Genomic DNA, 18,176 nt, shown 5'->3' with positions numbered 1-18,176 from the left:
CGATTGACGCCCGCTCTTGATGCCAATGAAGCGCGCGAAGAGTGTGCACGACGCAATGAACCTTTCGACCTGCTGCTCTGCGATATCAACCTGCCGGACGCCGACGGCATAGAACTGCTCAGCGAACTGACCAACGCCGGTCATATTCGCCAAGCGGTCTTCCTGACTTGCCGCGATAGCGATGAACTGCAAGCGCTGCGCATAACCCTGCGCGCCAAGGGACTACCCATTCTGGCTTGCCTGTCGAAGCCCCTCGATGCGTGGGCGCTGATGCAAATCCTGGGCACGGGCGAGAGCATCAGCCTCAGGGCGCGGGCAGATTGACTGGCTGGTCCGGATACCACGCATCGATCAGCGGGCTGAGGCTGAAACCTGCGAGTTCCGGCTGCTGCTTCAGCCATCGGTCGATCAATTCGCGCTGCTCCGCACTCACCGAGCCGCGCCGAGCAAGGCAGATGAACCCGTATTCGTCGCAACCGCTGTAAACCAGATCGTTGGGCTCGACGGCAACTCCCGCGAAACGCTTCATGAAAGCGTCGACTGCCTCTTCGTCTGTCCCTTCCTTGTACTGGAAACTCAGTTCGAAGCCGAGCTCCTGGAATTCATCGACACACAACTTCTTGCGTAAACGACGGGAACGATGGGTAGCCATCTGAATCTCTCCTCAGGAGGGCTTTCGCCGCTCGATGCACGAGTTTGTCCGGAACATACCCGGGACCTGCGCAAACAATGCCCCGATCAGCCTCTCCGAGACGACTGGCATCCGAAGGCCAGCGCATCCTGGAACGGCTTGCGGCATAATGTGCCGCAGCTCCCGGTCCAACAGGGAGTATTTCAACTGTAGTGTTGCGCTTCATCTTTTCATTTTTTCAAGTCAATGCCCGACCACTGGGATATCACCTTTTCTATGTTCAAGTCTCTGCGTGTCCTCGCTCTCGCTACCTTATTGCCCTTCGCCTTGCCGGCCGTTGCCCAGATCAACAGCACCTTGCCCGAACGCGTACAGAAAGCGCTGCGGGCCAGCAAACTTACTGACGACGCCCTGTCGCTGGTGATGATTCCTCTGGAAGGTCCAGGCAACGCTACCTATTTCAACGCTGACGTCTCGGTGAACCCGGCGTCGACCATGAAGCTGTTCACCACCTATGCCGCCCTGGAGATGCTCGGCCCGACCTACCAGTGGCAGACCGAGTTCTACACCGACGGCCAGCTCAAGAACGGTACCCTGAATGGCAACCTCTACCTCAAGGGCGGCGGTGATCCGAAGCTGAACCTGGAGAAGCTCTGGCTGATGATGCGCGACCTGCGCGCCAACGGCGTGAACAAGGTCACCGGCGACCTGGTGCTGGACCGCAGCTACTTCAACATCCCCCAATTGCCAGTCTTCAATGACGACGGCGGCGACGACAACAAGCCTTTCCTGGTCGGCCCGGACTCGCTGATGGTCAACCTGAAGAGCGTGCGTCTGGTGATCCGCACCGAGGGCAACAAGGCCACCGTGCTGATGGACCCGCCGCTGGCGAACGTGCGCATCGACAACCAGATCCAGGTCAGCAAGGCCGCAGCCTGCCCCGCCTGGCCGAAACTGCGCTTCAACCCAGTGGCCCAGTTCGATGGCACCTCGCTGGTCGCCACCGGGCAGATTCCGCAGGGCTGCAGCGCGCAGACCTACATGTCCCTTCTCGAACACCCGGCCTACACTGCCGGCGCCGTGCGCGGCATCTGGCAGGAGTTGGGCGGCAGCATTCTCGGCAAGGACCGCGAAGGCACCGTGCCGAAGAACGCCACTCTGGTAGCCCGCGCCATGTCGCCGGATGTCGTGGAAATCATCCGCGACATCAACAAGTTCAGTAACAACACCATGGCCCGCCAGCTGTTCCTTTCGGTCGGCCGTCAGTATCGCAATGGCGCCGACGCGGACGACGCCCAGGCTGCCCAGCGGGTGATCCGCCAATGGCTAGCGCGCAAGGGCATCACCGCGAGCCACCTGGTGATGGAAAACGGATCGGGCCTGTCCCGCGACGAGCGAGTCAGCGCCCGCGAGATGGCTGCCATGCTTCAGGCCGCGTGGCATAGCCCCTACGCTGCCGAGTACATCTCCTCGCTGCCGATCGTGGCCAAGGACGGCACCATGCGCAAACGCCTGCGTGGCACGCCCATGGCCGGAGAAGCCCACGTGAAGACCGGCACCCTGAACACCGTACGCGCCCTCGCCGGCTTCAGCCGCGACGCCAACGGCCGCACCTGGGTGGTGGTGGCGATCCTCAACAGCAACCGGCCGTGGGGCGCCTCATCGATCCTCGACCAGGTGCTGCTGGACCTCTACAGCAGCACCAAGCGCTGATCCTCACCCGAACCCCGGCCAACTGGCCGGGGTTTTCGCGTCAGGCTTCGACCTTCTCCAGGCGGTCGCGCCCCAGCCGCTTGGCGCGATAGACCGCGCGGTCCACCTTGCGCATCAGATCGTCCGCGCTTTCGCCAGGGCACCAGGAGGCCACCCCGAAGCTCGCCGTCACCACCCCGACGCCCTCCATCGGCTGCCCGCGCAAGGCCTTCCACAGAGCCTCTGCCAGTTGCCAAGCCTGCTCCGTGGTGCTTCCCGGGCAGAGCACCACCAGCTCCTCTCCCCCCAGGCGGCAGAACACGTCCACCTTGCGCAGGCGTTGGGCAATCCGTTGGCACAGGGTGACCAACACGATGTCGCCCGCCTCGTGACCGAAGCGGTCATTGATGTCCTTGAAGTGGTCGATATCGAACATCACCAGCGACAACGGCTCACCGCTGCGGGCGCAGCGCGCCATGGCCTGATCCAATTGTTCCTTGAAGTAGCGGCGATTGTGGATGCCCGTCAGTGCATCGGTGACCGAGAGGCGCCGCAGCTCCATCTCCGCTTCCTTGCGCCGGGTAATGTCAGTGGCGATGCCCAGATACCCCGTGGTGTTGCCCGCAGAGTCGCGCACGCCGGTAATGATCAGGTTGATCTTCAGCTGCCGGCCATCACGGCGCACGCAGGTCCACTCGTGCTCCTCGTGCCCCTCGCCCACGAGAGCGCCGACGACATCGAAGCCGCGAATCTCGCGGCCAAGGATGCTCGACAGATCCTGCGCTCGTCGGCGGATCTCGTCCTTGACGAAGACGTTCTCCGGCACTGGCCGCCCGATCACCTCCTGGGCGCTGTAGCCAAACATGCGCTCCGCCCCGACATTGAAGCTGCGCACGAAGCCGCGCAGGTCGGTCGAGACGATAGCCACCTGGGTCGCCGCATCCAGCAGGCCATGCAGGCGGCTGTTGACCTCGCCCAGCTCAAGCTCGGCGGCCTTGCGCGAACTGATGTCAGTCTGGGTGCCGATCATGCGTCGCGGCGAACCATCGTGGTCACGCTCCACCACCTGCCCGCGGTCCAGAACCCAGAGCCAGCGGCCACTCTTGCAGCGCAACCGATGCTCACTCTGATACAGCGAAGACTCTCCCCGCAGATGCCGGCGTAGCGCATCACAGCGTGCGTCCTTGTCCTCGGGATGAACCCGGCTCAGGCTCTCGTCAGTGGTTGCTCCCACCTCGCTGTCGCGGTAGCCGAGCATGGCCTTCCAGGCATGGGAATAGAAGACGTTACCCGTATCCAGGCTCCAGTCCCAGACGCCGTGGCCGGCGCTGTCCATGGCGAAGTGCAGGCGAGCCTGGTTCTCCTGCAGCTCCAGTTGGTTGGCTCGCAGCTCGGCGGTGCGCTCGTCCACCAGTTGCAGGGCCCGCTGGCGTTGCCCCAGCAGCGCCAGCACATAGCCCGCCAGCAACAGCGAAGTCAGCCCTCCAGCGAACGCTACCCAAAGCTGCGGGTGCCCCTGGTTGCGCCGCAGGAATTCACTGGAAGGCTCGACGCGCACCAGGTAGTCACGACCGGCAAACGGCAAGTGCCGCTCGGCAACCAGTCCCGCCGTCTGATCAGCCGCCACCGGGCTGCGATACAGCGGCACATCCGGACGCGGGTCGCTGGCATCCCGCAGTGTCAGCGCCAACTGCTCGCCGCGCGCTTCCGATCCCTCTTCGATTAGCAGGCGATAGCTGATCGCTGCCAACAGGATGCCCTGGATACCGACTCGGGTCTCCGCTGTCGGGCTGGGCGTCGCGCTGTTGCGATAGAGTGGCGCCGCCAGCAGGAAACCCGTGGAATCCGCTGGCGGTGCTCCGGGCAGGACCACGGGCATGGAGGCGGCCACCGAACGCGTCTTCATCACGCGCTGGGTCAACTCGCGCCCCGGCAGGGTCGAATTGAGGTCCAGGCCCAGGGGCATCTCTTCCAGGTATTCGGAGGCACCATAGAGGACGGGAAAATAGCGCTCGCGAACCTGTGCCGGAATCGGTCGGCCCTGCAGGTCCAGCTCGAAAAGCATGTAATCGAGCATGCCGGCATCATGGGCGCGGACCTCAAAGGCGTCGCGCTGACGCTGGTCCACGCGCGGCAGCCAGGCGTAACCCAGCGTATCGCCCAGCAACGGGCTGACGAAGTGTTCGAACTCCTCGCGGGAAACGTTCGCGGAGTTCTCAAAGAAGCGCTGGATCGATTCCAGTTCGCTCTGCTGCATCGATAGCCGCTCGCGAACGCGCTCGATCCGCTCGACGGCTGCAAGGGAAAATTGTTGTTCCAGGAAAGTGCGGGCATTGCGCCACACATTCCAGCCAAGCAACGCCGTCAGCAAGAGACCGGCCACCAGCACGACGCAGGCGGCACGCAGAGCCTTCTTCCGGCTGGCGACTCCCTGAGCGGCGGGCAACTGCTGGTAGGCCGGCAACTGGGTCATGCGCTTTCCCAACTCTCAGGATGACTCAGTTTTTATAGCAGTCGATGGCCATTTGCCCAGCTTTCGCGCGACGCACGGCCCGGGCCGTGCGCCGCTCGGGCCTCAGCGTACGCTGATACGCCAGGCGCGGTGGATCTTGCTGTTGCGGGCGAAGTCCTGGTCCAGCGTCTGGGCGCTGATTTCCTCGACCTGGTAGCGCGCTGCCAGTCCTTCATCCAGTTCGAACTTGCGGAAGTTGTTGGAGAAGTACAGCACACCGCCCTTGGCCAGACGCGCCATGGCCAGGTCGATCAGCTCGACATGGTCGCGCTGCACATCGAACACTCCCTCCATGCGCTTGGAGTTGGAGAAGGTCGGTGGGTCGATGAACACCAGGTCGTACTCGCCGCGGTCCTCACGCAGCCATTCCATCACGTCGCTCTGTACCAGGCGTTGCTTGTCGGAGAGGCCGTTGAGCGACAGGTTGCGCCGTGCCCAGTCCAGGTAGGTCTTGGACAGGTCAACGCTGGTGGTGCTGCGTGCATCACCCTTGGCAGCATGCACGGTAGCCGTGGCTGTGTAGCAGAACAGGTTGAGGAAGCGCTTGCCGGCAGCCTCGCGCTGAATACGCATACGGATCGGGCGGTGGTCGAGGAACAGGCCGGTGTCGAGGTAGTCGGTCAGATTGACCAGCAGCTTCACGCCGCCCTCTTCGACTTCCATGAAACGGCCTTCGGCGCTCTGCCGCTCGTACTGTTTCTTGCCGGTCTGGCGCTCGCGACGCTTGATGACGATGCGCTCGGTGGGAATACCCAGGGCCTGCGGCAATGCGGCGAGCGCATCGAGCAGGCGGATCTGGGCCTTCTCCGGGTCAATGGACTTGGGTGCCGCGTATTCCTGCACGTGCGCCCAGTCGCGGTAGAGGTCCACGGCCAGGGCGTACTCGGGCATGTCGGCGTCGTACACCCGGTAGCACTCGATCTTTTCCTTGCGCGCCCATTTTCCGAGCGCCTTGACGTTCTTCTGCAGGCGGTTGGCGAACATCTGCCCGCCCTCGCTCAGGCGAGCCTGTTCGATCACTGCGGCGCCCTGGGCCGGAGCGGCATCGCTGCGCTCACCACGCTCGCCAGTCACGAACTGGCGCGGCTCCACGTCCAGCATGATCAGCTTGCAGGGCAGCGCGCCGTTGAAGAAAGCGTACTGTTTGTGGCTACGGATCCCCATGCGCTTGCCGAGCTCCGGTGCGCCGGTAAACACGCCGGCACTCCAGCCCAGGCAGCTCTGGCGTAGGCGCTCGCCCAGGTGCTGATAGAGGTACAGCAGGCTGGCTTCATCGCCCAGGCGCTCGCCATAGGGCGGGTTGCAGATGATCAGGCCCTTCTGGCCCTTGTCCGGGCGTGGCTCGAAAGTGGCCAGCTCGCCCTGATAGATCTTCACCCACTCGGCCAGGCCGGAGCGTTCGATGTTGTTGCGCGCCGGCTGGATCAGGCGCGGGTCGGCTTCATAGCCGCGAATCCACAGCGGAGTCTTGGCGAGGCCGACCTCGGCACGCTGCTGGGCTTCCTCGATCAGCTTCTTCCAGATCGCCGGTACGTGGCCCAGCCAGTTGCTGAACCCCCAGCGCTCGCGCTTGAGGTTTGGCGCGACGTCGGCGGCGATCAGGCCGGCTTCGATGAGGAAGGTACCGACGCCACACATCGGGTCGGACAATGCCCCGCCTTCAGCGGCGATCTTCGGCCAACCGGCGCGGATCAGCACGGCTGCGGCAAGGTTCTCCTTCAACGGCGCGGCGCCCTGCTGCAGACGGTAGCCACGCTGGTGAAGGCTGTGGCCGGAAAGGTCCAGGGACAGCACGGCCTGGCCACGATCCAGGTGCAGGTGCACGCGGATGTCCGGGTTGACCTTGTCCACGGTCGGGCGCTTACCGAACTCGGCGCGCAGGTTGTCGACGATGGCGTCCTTCACCTTCAGCGCGCCGAAATGGGTGTTGTCGATGCCCGAGCCCTTGCCACTGAACTCCACTGCCAGGCTGCCGTCGGCCTCCAGGTGGTCGCTCCAGGACACGGCGTTGACGCCCAGGTAGAGGTCTTCGGCGTTGCTCACCGGGAAACGCGACAGCACCAGCAGCACACGGTTGGCCAGGCGCGACCAGAGGCAAAGGCGGTAGGCCGTCTCCAGGTCGCCCTTGCCACGAATGGCCGAAACCTGGGCGCGCGCCTCGGTCAGCCCGAGCGCCTGGGCTTCCTCCAGCAACAGGCCATCGAGCCCTTTTGGGCAGGTGAGGAAGAGATCGTGCAAATCCGACATGCAAATAGTTCCCGGGCAGCAGCCCTTTCAGCAAAGCCGCTTACGGCCTTGTTGGCCACCCTGGATTCGACCAGGACGACCCTGTGTATTCATTTTCCGGGATGAACCGGCAGCCCGGTCTGCGACCCCGGGTCGCAGAAGTCACCCCACTCGTCGGAACGAGAGAAAGTCGCATCTGGACACACCTTTCTCCTTGATCCTTTGCAACCTCCCGCCCCTGGCGGGTTATGCCGTACTGGCATTTTGCAAACCGGACGAACCTTATGGCCCAAACCCATAAGAGTTACGTCCTTATGACAAATTGGTCATTCACAGCCCCGGAACCTTTCGATAGAACTCGGGGTAATCCTTCACCGCAATGGTGTCGGGCGGGGCGCGTCACGCCGGCAATGCGCCCCATTTGGCGGAACATTCCGCCCGGCCTCCCTGGGGGGCCAACGGGACATAACAGTCAACAAGTGAGGGCAACACCCTATGAGAAGACTTAAGCGTGATCCGTTGGAAAGAGCCTTTTTGCGCGGTTATCAGCACGGCATTACTGGAAAATCTCGCGACCTCTGTCCGTTTACCCATCCCACTACCCGGCAATCCTGGCTCAACGGCTGGCGTGAGGGCCGCGGCGACAACTGGGATGGTTTGACCGGCGCCGCCGGTATTCAACGAGTGAACCAATTGCAGCACGCAACAGGCTGAATCCAGGGTCACCCACGACTTCCCCAAGCCGCCCCATCCGGGCGGAAAAGGGCGCAAGCCCAAGGGCTCCGAAAGGAGCCCTACTTATTTCTGCTATCGGTACTTATGTCCGCTTGGCCGCCGCAATGGCGTCCACCGCTTCGCGAATCAGCGCCGGACCCTTGTAGATGAACCCGGAATAGATCTGTACCAGGCTCGCACCTGCGGCGATCTTTTCCGCCGCATGCGCGCCCTCGGTGATACCGCCAGCGGCGATGATCGGCAGACGACCACCCAGTTCACCCGCCAGCACCTTGACGATGTGGGTGCTCTTCTCGCGCACCGGAGCACCCGACAGGCCTCCCGCCTCGTTACCGAACGGCAGGTGCTCCACGCCTTCGCGCCCCAGGGTGGTGTTGGTCGCGATCACCGCATCCATGCCCGACTCGATCAGCGCGGCGGCGACCATCGCGGTCTCCTCATCGCTCATGTCCGGCGCGATCTTGATCGCCAGCGGCACGCGACGACCGTGCTGCACGGCCAGGTCTTCCTGGCGCAGGCGCAACGCTTCGAGCAGTTGCTTGAGCGAATCACCGAACTGCAGGCTGCGCAGGCCGGGGGTGTTTGGCGAGCTGACGTTGACCGTGACGTAGCTGGCATGGGCGTAGACCTTGTCCAGGCAGATCAGGTAGTCATCCACCGCGCGCTCGACCGGGGTATCGAAGTTCTTGCCGATGTTGATACCCAGCACGCCCTTGTATTTCGCAGCCCTGACCCGCTCGATCAGGTGATCGACGCCGTGGTTGTTGAAGCCCATGCGATTGATGATCGCGGTAGCTTGCGGCAGGCGGAAGAGGCGCGGCTTCGGGTTGCCCGGCTGCGGACGCGGGGTGACGGTGCCGATCTCCACGAAACCGAAGCCCAGTTGGGCGAAGCCATCGATGGCCTCACCATTCTTGTCCAGGCCGGCCGCCAGCCCCACTGGGTTGGCAAACTCCAGGCCCATGACCTTTACCGGCAGGCTTTTCGGCGCCTGGGTCAGCAGGCCGTTAAGGCCCAGGCGGCCACCGGCGCCGATCAGGTCGATGGACAATTCATGGGAGGTTTCCGGGGAGAGCTTGAACAGGAGCTCGCGGGCCAGGCTGTACATGGTCGGGCATCGGTCGGCAAAATGGGGCGCTATTATAGCCAGCCCGCCCTCGCTCAGGCGAGGCGACGCAGCGCCAGCAGCCGCCCGGAATCGTCGAATTCCAGCTCGAAGCTGCCGTGAACTCCGGAATGAGTGACGAATGGACGCAGGTGATGCGCCGGCAAGTTGATGTGCCGACCATCGCGGCTACGCACCTGCACCCGGTTGGCCTGCCCGCGATAGAGCGCTTGCAGACGCTCCGTCGGCAGGGAAATATCCAGTACGACGCAAGCCATGGAGGCCTCCTGGAAAGTGAAGGAAAGAATTTTGCCACAACGCATGCGCCCTACGGCGCCAGGGTTTTCTATGCTTAGGGCAATTCGCCGCGCATCGGGCCCGGCGCTTCCTGCACGGACCAGCCGGCCATCGGGAGTCTTGCGTCGTCCATGAGTCAACCACCTCGTCCTCGCAGCGTAACCAGTCGGCTGGCCGCCCTTGCCCAGCGCCTGGGCATCGGCAGTACTGATGGGCGCAATATCGCCGAACGCAGTCGGAGCCTGTCCCTGCCCTTCGAGCCCCTGCCCGAATGGCGCGCCGGCCTTGGCTGGCAATCCGGGCCGCCGCTGTACCGGCTGATCGACCTGCCGCGCGGCGCGCTGTCCGGACCGGTACAGGAAGACAAGGCACGCATCCATACCGTTCTCAAGCGCCTGGTGGCCAGCCACCGCGAAGAGCATCCCGCCGTTGATATTCGCAGCATCGACGGCCTTTGCTGCCGCAGCCTGCTCGACAGCCCCCTGGCGGGCCTTGAAGAGCTCTCCAACTGCGAGCAGTGCCGCAAGGTACGGATCATCAGTTACAACGACTTCACCAAGGTGCTGGGCGTGGCGCTGCCCGGCTTCGAGCGCAAGGCGCCGCTGCTGTTGCGCAGTGCGGGCTGGCACGGCGCGCGGTTGTTCTGGGACGACGACAATCACCCCTGCGAACTGGCCAATGCGGTGGTCTACGCCCGTCGCCGCGGGCTGGAGATCATTCTGCCAGCGAGCATCCAGCGCTTTGAACTGCAATCCTCTGCACTGGATGAGCTGGAGCGCGACTTCCACATGCTGGCCATGCCGGCCAAGGCCTGGAGCGACGCGTCCTTCATGGAACTGTTGCTGGAGACCGGCATGCCCTACGCCCGCTTCGGACTGTTCAACTCGGAAACCCCGGAGAGCCTGCTGTTGCCTCGCGACCACCCGCAGTCCGATGCCTTCGGCCGGGGCCTGCGGGAGGCCGGCGCTCCGGATGTAATTGCGTATCTGCGCCGCGCCGGCAAGACCGGCTGACCCGCGGCATCACTCCTCAAGCGCTTCTTCGCCGAGGTGGCGCTCTTCCTCGTCCAGGCTTTCCAGCACCTCATGATGCCGGGCGCGCCACTCTTCCAGGCTGAGCCCCAAAGTCGCCAGCAACTGCGGATTGCTTTTCACCAGGTAGACCGCCGCGCGCTGGGCGGAATCTTCCACCTTCCAGTTCACTTCGTCCGAATCGATCGGTCCTTCATAGGTGATCCAGCGGCTGAAGTCCGGGTACACACTGCAGACCTTCTGGAAGTCCAGATCACGCATGCGCTGGTTGCCGTACTCGATGTTCTCCACATCCTTGGGCTTCATGCCGACCGTCTCGGCGAAAGCGCGGCGCGACAGTCCCGTCAACGAGCGAAGCGCCCGTAGTCTTTCTCCCGCAGTGAACAGGAAACGTTTCTTCATCATGCGTCATCCATCTCCGAGACTGCCAAAACCCGGAAAAACACCCTAATAATTAGGATAAATTCATCATCCAGACCCAAGTAGAACCATGGATCAGAAGGACGGGATGGTGCGGGACAGAGCATGAGCGAGGAAAGCGGATTCGACCCGGACCTGGTCACGGGCGGCTATTACGTGACGCCACAGCGCTTTGCGCAGCTGATTGGCCTGACCGACCGTCAGGCCATTGTGCAGCGCTGGATCGATCAGGGAGCAATCCCGACACGCTGCATAGGCGACCAGCTCCTGGTGGACCTGGGCGCCCTGCTGCTGATGACCCAGCCGGATCAGGCCTGATCCGTTTCCTGGGCGGCCTGCAGTGCTGGTACGGCGGGAATGCCGATATCCACGCAGAGTGCCAGGACGCGCTCCAGGTCATTGCGATAGACCAGCACACACTGCAGTTCGGTATCCAGCGGCTCGCTGAAGTCCACCAGCACGTAACCGCCCTTTTCCGGGTAGAGCGCGCCGAGCTGGGTCTGGATGCGGTTCAGCGCGGCCAGCGGCTCGGCCTTGCGCAGTTGCTTGGCCTGCAGCACGAAGCTCACGCTCGGGTCGAAGGAGGCACGGATCTCGCCGAACAGCTCTTCATAGCTGTCGCCCATGAACAGCACGATCTCCGGCAGGCTGCCGACGACAACCCACTCCCCAAGCGGGATGGGGAAATCGTCGTCGTAATTGATGTCTGGATTGGCCGCGAGGAAGGCCGCCGGATCGGCGTAGGCCTGCGAAGCCTCGTCGGCGACCTGCTGGATCTCGTCCTCGCCCAGGCAGCCGGAGCTGATCAGCGTGAGGAGTTCGACGAGTTGCGCTTTCATGGGGAGGTCCTGAATAGGGATAAACAGCCGGAAAGGATATCCGCATTCGCCGTAAAACGCCGCAGCCGGGAACTTTCTGTAGGACTAAAGCGTCCGAAGTCGCCAGAAACGATACCCACTATTGAACGGGATGATTTCTGCTCGCTTCGAGCGGTTGATAGCCTGACAACCATCCCGAACCAGCCTGCGTGTGAAAACCATGAACCGTGCCCTCGCCCTTCTCTCCCTGACCCTGCCCCTGTGGCTGGTGGGTTGTGCCAGCCAACCGGCGCCGCAGCATGAGCCGTACAGCGATGAGCAAGTGAAGTCTTTCGCGCTGAAGATGCTGGGTGCCAGCAATATGTCCGATGAGCTGTACGCCAAGTACCGCCGGGCGCTGACCGAGCCGCGCGAGGACGGGCGCAGCGGGAGCTGACTCTGCTGGCTCGTGTCGAGCCTTCATCGACACACCTCGACTATTCAATATCGCGGGCGTGGCCCGCTCCTGCCGATTGAGTCCAGGCGACTCCTGCAGGAGCGTGCCGTGCCCGCGGCTTGCATTTCAGAAGCCGGCGACTGGCGTCCTTCAGCGGCGAAAAAAAAGCCCCGCACTGAGCGGGGCTGGAGCATCAAAAGGTCAAGCCGTTCAGGGCATCAGACGGGGCAGACGCCCGGCTGGTTGCTCTGCGCCAGGTCGAGCAGTTCGCGGTTGGCCACGGCGTACATGGCGTAGTCAGTGCTGGTGGACGCACGCAACTCGACGAGCATGGCGCGCCAGCGAGCCACCATCGGGCCGTGCTGGTCCAGCCAGAGCGCTACCCGCGCATCGATCTCCGCCGGGCCGTCCTGCATCTGCAGCACGGAGACGGTGATCGCCCGCTGCTGCCAGTCCAGGTCATCGCGGAAGGCTTCGCGGGCCAGCGCCTGCCAGTTGTTCTCCACCGGCAGGGAGCTGATCTGCTGCAGGTACCAGGTCAATTCCAGCTCGCTGCCCAGGGCGAAGTAGGCGCGCGCCACATCGGCCGGGTCGCGGCCGGTGACGTCCGCGGCTTCGATGATCGGCAGCAGGGTGTAGAGGTGACTGGTACCGGCGACCATGCGTGCCAGCAATTCCGGCACGCCAGCGTCGACGTAGGCCTGGTAGCGTGCCTGCCACAGCTCGCGGGTCGGGCCTTCGAGCAGCTCATTGAGCTTCAGGCCCAGGGCGGCGATGCGTGGGCCGAAGTGGGCGACGTCACGGGCGGCATCCTGCTCGTTGCGACGGCTGCGCAGGAACCAGCGGGTAGCCCGGCGGCCCAGGCGCATCAGTTCGTCCATCAGGGTCAGCTGCACCTCCGCTGGCACCTGGTAATCCAGTGCCTCGATCTGGCGGAACCAATGCGGTAGATGGAAGACATCGCGCACGATCACGTAGGCACCGGCCACGTTCGCCGGCGTCATGCCAGTGGACTCCTTCAGGCGCTGCACGAAGGTGATGCCCATGTGGTTGATCAGGTCGTTGGCGATCTGCGTACTGACGATCTCGCGCTTCAGACGGTGCTTGCGCATGGCCGGGCCGAAGGTATCGACCAGGGTCTGCGGGAAGGCCGTCTCCATGTCGCGGGTCAGGTAGTCGTCGTCCGGTACCAGCGAACCCAGCAACTGTTCCTTCAGATCGATCTTGCTGTAGGAAATCAACACGGACAGTTCAGCGCGAGTCAGCCCCTGACCAGCGGCGATGCGCTCGGCGAGTCCTTCGTCGGTGGGCAGGAACTCTAGCGCACGATCCAGCTTGCCCCGACCTTCCAGGTCGCTCATCAGACGCTTGTACTCGGCGATGCGCTCGCGGGCGCGGCGCTCGGCCAGAGACAGCGCCTGGGTCTGCTTGTAGTTGTTGCCCAGCACCAGGTCGGATACCTGGTCGGTCATTTCCGCCAGCAGCTTGTTGCGCTGCTTGCTGGTCATGTCGCCGGCGGTCACCACCTCATTGAGCAGGATCTTGATGTTCACCTCGTGGTCGGAGCAGTCCACACCACCAGCGTTGTCGATGAAGTCGGTGTTGCACGCACCACCATTGAGGCCGAATTCGACCCGCGCCAGCTGCGTCATGCCAAGGTTGCCGCCCTCGCCCACCACTTTCACCCGCAGGTCGCGGCCGTCCACGCGCAGGCCGTCGTTGGCCTTGTCGCCGACATCGGCATGGGTTTCATCGCTGGACTTCACGTAGGTGCCGATGCCGCCGTTCCACAGCAGGTCCACCGGAGCCTTGAGCAGCGCGTGGATCAGCTCGGTCGGGGTCAGGCGCTCGGCATCGATGTCGAAGCGCGCGCGCACTTCCGGGGTCAGGGTGATGCTCTTGGCGCTGCGCAGGAAGATGCCGCCACCGGCGGAGATCAGCGAGGCGTCGTAGTCGGCCCAGCTGGAACGCGGCAGGTTGAACAGGCGCTGGCGCTCGGCGAAGCTCGCCGCCGGGTCCGGATTGGGGTCAAGGAAGATGTGCATATGGTTGAACGCCGCGACCATCTGCAGCTTGTCCGACATCAGCAGGCCGTTGCCGAACACGTCGCCGGCCATGTCGCCAATGCCGATAACCGTCACGCTGTCCTTCTGCACGTCGATGCCGCGCTCGCGGAAGTGACGCTGCACCGAGACCCAGCCGCCGCGGGCGGTGATGCCCATGCCCTTGTGGTCGTAGCCGGCGGAGCCGCCGGAGGCGAAGGCGTCGCCAAGCCAGAAGTTATAGTCGGCGGAGATGCCGTTGGCGATGTCGGAGAAGGTCGCGGTGCCCTTGTCCGCCGCCACCACCAGGTAGGGGTCGTCGGCGTCGTGGCGCACCACGTTGGCCGGTGGCACGACCTGGCCTTCCTTGAGATTGTCGGTAATGTCCAGCAGACCGGAGATGAAGATGCGGTAGCAGGCGATGGCTTCCGCCTGGATTTCATCGCGGCTGCCGCCGACCGGCAGGCGGCGCGGGATGAAGCCGCCCTTGGCGCCGGTAGGTACGATCACCGCGTTCTTCACTTGCTGCGCCTTCACCAGGCCCAGCACTTCGGTACGGAAGTCTTCCTCGCGGTCGGACCAGCGCAGGCCACCCCGAGCCACGTCGCCGAAGCGCAGGTGCACGCCTTCCACGCGCGGGCAGTAGACGAAGATTTCGAATTTCGGCGTCGGACGCGGGATTTCCGGGATGGCCTTGGGGTTGAACTTGAAGCTGAAGTAGCTCTTGTTCTGCCCGGCGGCGTCCGGCTGGTAGAAGTTGGTGCGCAGGGTCGCCTTGATCAGGTCGAGGTAGCGCCGCAGGATGCGGTCCTCGTTGAGCACCTGGACATCGTCCAGGGCGGTGAGGATGGCCTGCTCCAGCTTCTGCTGCTTGTCTTCCAGGTCCTCGGCGGTGAGCTTGCGGGCCAGGTAGAAGCGGGTCTTGAACAGGCGCACCAGTTCGCGGGCGATGTCCACATGGGCATTCAGCGCGCTGGCGATGTAGCCCAGGTCGAAGCCCAGGCGGATCTGCTTGAGGTAGCGCGCATAGGCGCGCAGCAGCGCCACGTCGCGCCATGGCAGGCCGGCGGTCAGCACCAGGCGGTTGAAGGCGTCGTTCTCGGCATCGCCATTGACGATATGGACGAAGGCGTCCTGCAGGGTTTCGTTGAGTTCCTGGATGTTGACGTCCAGGCCTTCGGCGTAGGTGAAGGCGAAGTCATGAATCCAGTACTCGCGGCCGTTGGTGTGGCGCAGGCGGTAGGGAAACTCGCCGAGCACGCGCAGGCCGAGGTTCTCCAGGATCGGCAGGACGTCCGATAGCGCCAGCGGCGTGTCGGCGTGATACAGCTTGCAGTGCAGTTGCTGCTCGCCCTGGGCCAGCGGCTGGTAGAAGCTCATCACCAGCGGGCGGCTCTCGGACAGGCTGGACAGGTGCTGCAGGTCTACCACCGCGAAGTGCGGGGCGAAACGCTCGCGGTAGCCGGCCGGGAAGCCTTTCGGGAAGTCTTCCAGCAGGTTGTTGCCCTGCCCTTCGCCGAAGTTCTCCAGCACCAGCGCGGCGTAGTCGTCCTGCCAGGAACGGCAGGCCTGGATGGCTTCCTGCTCCAACTGGGCGGCGTCGACGTCGATGCGGTTCTTCGGGTCGACGCGCAGGATGAACTGCACACGGGCCAGGGTGGATTCGGAGAAGAAGGTCCAGAACTCACAGTCGCTGGCCTTCAGGCGCTCCATCAGCACCTGCTGGATCTTCATCCGCGTTTCGGTGGAATAGATGTCACGCGGCACGTAGGCCAGGCAGTAGGCGAAGCGGCCGTACGGGTCCTTGCGCAGGAACAGGCGGATCTTGTTGCGCTCCTGGATCTGCACGATGGACATGGCCGTGTTGTACAGCTCGTCCACCGGGGTCTGGAACAGGTCGTCGCGAGGCAGCACTTCGAGAATCTGAGCCAGCTCCTTGCCCAGGTGCGCCTTGCTGTCGAAACCGGAGTTCTTCAGGACGGCGGCGACCTTGCCACGGATGAACGGGATGTCGAACACGCTCTCGGCGTAAACCGCCGAGGTGTACAGGCCGAGGAAGCGGAACTCGCGGACGACCTTGCCCTTGGCGTCGATCTCGCGGATCGACACATAGTCCGGGTAGGCCGGGCGGTGCACGCGGCTGGGCTGCGAGGCCTTGGCGAAGGACAGCAGCACCGGCTCGCGCAGGTAGGCGACTGCATAATCCTCGATGTGCAGGTCGTCCTTGTTCAGGCCGGCGCGCAGGGTGCGGGTCAGGCCGAGGAAGGCCTTCTCGTCGTACACCAGATGGCCACCGTCGGCCTCCTCCTGCACGGTGAATTCTTCATAACCGAGGAAGGTGAAATGGTTGTCCAACAGCCACTCGAGGAAGGCACGCACCTCGGCGGTTTCTTCCGCACGGGCCTTGACCTTGGACTTGCCCAGCCAGGCCAGCAACTCTTCGGCCTTGGTGCGCATGGCCGGGAAGTCGGCGACGGCCAGGCGGACTTCGCCGAGCACCTCCAGCAGTGCCTTCTCCAGGGTGCGCAGTTCACCGGCCTGGGAGACACGGTCGATCTCCAGGTACATCAGCGATTCCTGGTGCACGTCCTTGCCGGTGCTGTTCTTGGGCAGGATTTCCAGCAGCTCGCCCTTGGCGTTGCGGCGCACGCTGAGCACGTTGGTCTGCAGGGTATGGATGCTGTAGCCGCGGCGGTTCAGTTCCATGCGCACCGAGTCGACCAGGAACGGCTGGTCCGGGTGCAGCACCTGCACGGCAGTGTGGGTGGACTGCCAGCCGTGCTTTTCGTAATCGGGGTTGTACACCGCCACTTCAGGCTGGGTGGGGTCGAAGCGTTCCAACAGGCGCCAGGAAGACAGCGTGCAGCCGACCAGGTCGGACAGCCTGCGCTGGGTCAATTCGTCGAGAGAGATGAAACCGAAGAACTGCTCGGCGAACAGGGTCACTTGTGGCAGACCCTTGTCGTCGACGTGCTGCGCCAGGGCCGCTTTCAGTTGTTGCTGGAAGTCGGCTTTGCTGGCTGCGGTGAAGAACGCCATGTTGGTACTCCGCTGGGCTCGTTTTGTTGGATTGAGCGTAGAACGCATATCGTCTTGTGTCGGGCCACAGGTATAGCCGGGCAGTGTGACCCTCGATTGACAACCCCGACCGGGCGGTCACCGATCCGCCGAGCTTATCGGGAGTCGGCAGGCCATGGCTTACGGGGCTGCGACATATTCGTTCAACGGCATGCAGGCTCCGCATCCACAGAGAAACGACATATTTCACAGTACGATCGTTCCGTATCTGACGGCAGAAATATCAAAGCGCTATCATGGCTATCCCCCGCCTGGAGCGGACGCCATGCAACGCCACCCACCCCTGCACCGACCGCTGCTGCGCCACCTGGACAACCTGCTGGTCACCCTGCTGGGCGTGGCGCTGCTGGTACTGGCCTGGTTGTTTCTCGATGAGGCCGTGCGCCCGCTGCTGATTGGCGCGATCCCGGTCTATCTCGGCGTGCTGTTGCCACGCATTGTCGGCCGCGACGAACGTCTGCGCCGTGTCGAAGCCGCGCGCGAGCGCTCGGTGCGTGAGTGGGGCTTCTGCAGCCGCGACCGCAACGGCCCCTGGATCAACTACATCGACTTCCCGCTGGTCTGCGAAGACCCGGTATTCAAGGGCCGCTTCTTCTATAGCGAGTGGCTGGTGGTGCACGACGGCCGCATCATCATCAACCCCGGCCCGGCACAGGTAGACCTTGCCGCAGGCACCGTGGGCTACGACTTCGGTTGCACCCGCACCTACGCCTGGGACGGCTGCTCGCCGAAAGTGCCGTTCTTCTGGATCGCCACCCTCGGTACGCCGGACTGGTGGGAGCACCTGGAAAGCGTGCAGTGCCTGCGCCATGGCCAGCAGAAGGAGCGCGTGATGTTCTGGCCGGTGGCGCACCACGCCAGCCTGGTGCATGACGCGCTGTACCAGTTCCTCAACGTCGCCCCGGTGACCAAGGCCGAGGCGGACGAACTCTTTCATCGAATGCTGCTCGAAGCCGGCATGCCACGCCTGGTCGCCTGGATCTACCGTTTCGCGGTGGTCCACGGAGGCGCGCGCGACATGCGCCACCAGCGCAACCCCAACACCTCGCTGCGCTGCCTGACTCCGCTGCCCGGCTTCGAACCACCACAGGAACCACTAGCGTCGCACAAGGCTCGAAGCGCAGCGCTGCAAGAGTGAGGGCCGATGCAGTAA

The 18,176-nt window shown here is 63.8% G+C and carries 15 protein-coding genes; 7 read left to right on the top strand and 8 right to left on the bottom strand.

Features of this window, described 5'->3' with window-relative positions; all coding sequences use genetic code 11:
- The coding region (locus FAS41_RS24105; protein ID WP_138525905.1) for a response regulator at window positions 1-324 on the top strand (324 nt) is incomplete at its 5' end.
- Here the strand turns inward: FAS41_RS24105 and FAS41_RS24100 are convergent.
- Window positions 305-652: a YggL 50S ribosome-binding family protein gene (locus FAS41_RS24100; protein ID WP_138525904.1), complete on the bottom strand. Its 348-nt coding sequence runs from the start codon at window positions 650-652 to the stop codon at window positions 305-307. The genes FAS41_RS24105 and FAS41_RS24100 overlap by 20 nt on opposite strands.
- Before the next feature lie 255 nt (window positions 653-907).
- Between FAS41_RS24100 and dacB the strand changes: the two genes are divergently transcribed.
- Window positions 908-2,344 (top strand): D-alanyl-D-alanine carboxypeptidase/D-alanyl-D-alanine endopeptidase, encoded by a 1,437-nt coding sequence (gene dacB, locus FAS41_RS24095; protein ID WP_138525903.1) that lies wholly within the window; start codon window positions 908-910, stop codon window positions 2,342-2,344.
- Window positions 2,345-2,384: 40 nt separating this feature from the next.
- On the opposite strand, the gene FAS41_RS24090 is transcribed toward dacB, so the two are convergent.
- Window positions 2,385-4,796, bottom strand: coding sequence for a sensor domain-containing diguanylate cyclase (locus tag FAS41_RS24090; protein ID WP_138525902.1), 2,412 nt, complete (start codon window positions 4,794-4,796; stop codon window positions 2,385-2,387).
- Between the two features lie 102 nt (window positions 4,797-4,898).
- Window positions 4,899-7,082 (bottom strand): bifunctional 23S rRNA (guanine(2069)-N(7))-methyltransferase RlmK/23S rRNA (guanine(2445)-N(2))-methyltransferase RlmL, encoded by a 2,184-nt coding sequence (gene rlmKL, locus FAS41_RS24085; RefSeq protein WP_138525901.1) that lies wholly within the window; start codon window positions 7,080-7,082, stop codon window positions 4,899-4,901.
- A gap of 474 nt (window positions 7,083-7,556) precedes the next feature.
- Between rlmKL and rmf the strand changes: the two genes are divergently transcribed.
- Window positions 7,557-7,775 carry a ribosome modulation factor gene (gene rmf / locus FAS41_RS24080; protein ID WP_081519407.1) on the top strand — a complete coding sequence of 73 codons (219 nt, stop codon included), beginning with the start codon at window positions 7,557-7,559 and terminating at the stop codon, window positions 7,773-7,775.
- A gap of 103 nt (window positions 7,776-7,878) precedes the next feature.
- Here rmf and FAS41_RS24075 read toward each other — a convergent pair whose 3' ends face one another.
- A complete protein-coding gene (locus FAS41_RS24075; RefSeq protein ID WP_138525900.1) occupies window positions 7,879-8,904 on the bottom strand; it encodes a quinone-dependent dihydroorotate dehydrogenase in 1,026 nt (341 codons plus the stop codon).
- Window positions 8,905-8,957: 53 nt separating this feature from the next.
- Window positions 8,958-9,179 carry a DUF2835 domain-containing protein gene (locus FAS41_RS24070; protein WP_138525899.1) on the bottom strand — a complete coding sequence of 74 codons (222 nt, stop codon included), beginning with the start codon at window positions 9,177-9,179 and terminating at the stop codon, window positions 8,958-8,960.
- Window positions 9,180-9,329: 150 nt separating this feature from the next.
- On the opposite strand from FAS41_RS24070, the gene FAS41_RS24065 reads away from it, so the two are divergent.
- Window positions 9,330-10,211, top strand: a complete 882-nt coding sequence (locus tag FAS41_RS24065; RefSeq protein ID WP_138525898.1) for a DUF6685 family protein — start codon at window positions 9,330-9,332, stop codon at window positions 10,209-10,211.
- 9 nt (window positions 10,212-10,220) lie between these two features.
- On the opposite strand, the gene FAS41_RS24060 is transcribed toward FAS41_RS24065, so the two are convergent.
- On the bottom strand, window positions 10,221-10,634 hold the full coding sequence (locus tag FAS41_RS24060) for a helix-turn-helix transcriptional regulator (protein ID WP_246084930.1): 414 nt from the start codon (window positions 10,632-10,634) through the stop codon (window positions 10,221-10,223).
- A gap of 120 nt (window positions 10,635-10,754) precedes the next feature.
- On the opposite strand from FAS41_RS24060, the gene FAS41_RS24055 reads away from it, so the two are divergent.
- Window positions 10,755-10,967: a DNA-binding protein gene (locus FAS41_RS24055; RefSeq protein ID WP_138525897.1), complete on the top strand. Its 213-nt coding sequence runs from the start codon at window positions 10,755-10,757 to the stop codon at window positions 10,965-10,967.
- Here the strand turns inward: FAS41_RS24055 and FAS41_RS24050 are convergent.
- On the bottom strand, window positions 10,958-11,488 hold the full coding sequence (locus FAS41_RS24050; protein ID WP_138525896.1) for a hypothetical protein: 531 nt from the start codon (window positions 11,486-11,488) through the stop codon (window positions 10,958-10,960). The two genes, FAS41_RS24055 and FAS41_RS24050, sit on opposite strands and share 10 nt — an antisense overlap.
- A 199-nt stretch (window positions 11,489-11,687) precedes the next feature.
- Between FAS41_RS24050 and FAS41_RS24045 the strand changes: the two genes are divergently transcribed.
- Window positions 11,688-11,903: a hypothetical protein gene (locus tag FAS41_RS24045; RefSeq protein ID WP_138525895.1), complete on the top strand. Its 216-nt coding sequence runs from the start codon at window positions 11,688-11,690 to the stop codon at window positions 11,901-11,903.
- Window positions 11,904-12,121: 218 nt separating this feature from the next.
- Here the strand turns inward: FAS41_RS24045 and FAS41_RS24040 are convergent, their stop codons facing one another.
- A complete protein-coding gene (locus tag FAS41_RS24040) occupies window positions 12,122-16,984 on the bottom strand; it encodes an NAD-glutamate dehydrogenase (protein WP_138525894.1) in 4,863 nt (1,620 codons plus the stop codon).
- 304 nt (window positions 16,985-17,288) lie between these two features.
- Between FAS41_RS24040 and FAS41_RS24035 the strand changes: the two genes are divergently transcribed.
- Window positions 17,289-18,161: a DUF1353 domain-containing protein gene (locus FAS41_RS24035; protein WP_138525893.1), complete on the top strand. Its 873-nt coding sequence runs from the start codon at window positions 17,289-17,291 to the stop codon at window positions 18,159-18,161.
- Window positions 18,162-18,176 lie beyond the last annotated feature (15 nt).

This window comes from Pseudomonas nicosulfuronedens, from assembly GCF_005877905.1.
GTDB classification, from domain to species: domain Bacteria; phylum Pseudomonadota; class Gammaproteobacteria; order Pseudomonadales; family Pseudomonadaceae; genus Pseudomonas; species Pseudomonas nicosulfuronedens.
This window is presented reverse-complemented; position numbering and strand designations above follow the sequence as displayed.

Coding starts and splice junctions, on each gene's coding strand:
- FAS41_RS24100 (WP_138525904.1), bottom strand. CDS start 652: ATGGCTACCCATCGTTCCCGTCGTTTACGCAAGAAGTTGTGTGTCGAT.
- dacB (WP_138525903.1), top strand. CDS start 908: ATGTTCAAGTCTCTGCGTGTCCTCGCTCTCGCTACCTTATTGCCCTTC.
- FAS41_RS24090 (WP_138525902.1), bottom strand. CDS start 4,796: ATGACCCAGTTGCCGGCCTACCAGCAGTTGCCCGCCGCTCAGGGAGTC.
- rlmKL (WP_138525901.1), bottom strand. CDS start 7,082: ATGTCGGATTTGCACGATCTCTTCCTCACCTGCCCAAAAGGGCTCGAT.
- rmf (WP_081519407.1), top strand. CDS start 7,557: ATGAGAAGACTTAAGCGTGATCCGTTGGAAAGAGCCTTTTTGCGCGGT.
- FAS41_RS24075 (WP_138525900.1), bottom strand. CDS start 8,904: ATGTACAGCCTGGCCCGCGAGCTCCTGTTCAAGCTCTCCCCGGAAACC.
- FAS41_RS24070 (WP_138525899.1), bottom strand. CDS start 9,179: ATGGCTTGCGTCGTACTGGATATTTCCCTGCCGACGGAGCGTCTGCAA.
- FAS41_RS24065 (WP_138525898.1), top strand. CDS start 9,330: ATGAGTCAACCACCTCGTCCTCGCAGCGTAACCAGTCGGCTGGCCGCC.
- FAS41_RS24060 (WP_246084930.1), bottom strand. CDS start 10,634: ATGATGAAGAAACGTTTCCTGTTCACTGCGGGAGAAAGACTACGGGCG.
- FAS41_RS24055 (WP_138525897.1), top strand. CDS start 10,755: ATGAGCGAGGAAAGCGGATTCGACCCGGACCTGGTCACGGGCGGCTAT.
- FAS41_RS24050 (WP_138525896.1), bottom strand. CDS start 11,488: ATGAAAGCGCAACTCGTCGAACTCCTCACGCTGATCAGCTCCGGCTGC.
- FAS41_RS24045 (WP_138525895.1), top strand. CDS start 11,688: ATGAACCGTGCCCTCGCCCTTCTCTCCCTGACCCTGCCCCTGTGGCTG.
- FAS41_RS24040 (WP_138525894.1), bottom strand. CDS start 16,984: ATGGCGTTCTTCACCGCAGCCAGCAAAGCCGACTTCCAGCAACAACTG.
- FAS41_RS24035 (WP_138525893.1), top strand. CDS start 17,289: ATGCAACGCCACCCACCCCTGCACCGACCGCTGCTGCGCCACCTGGAC.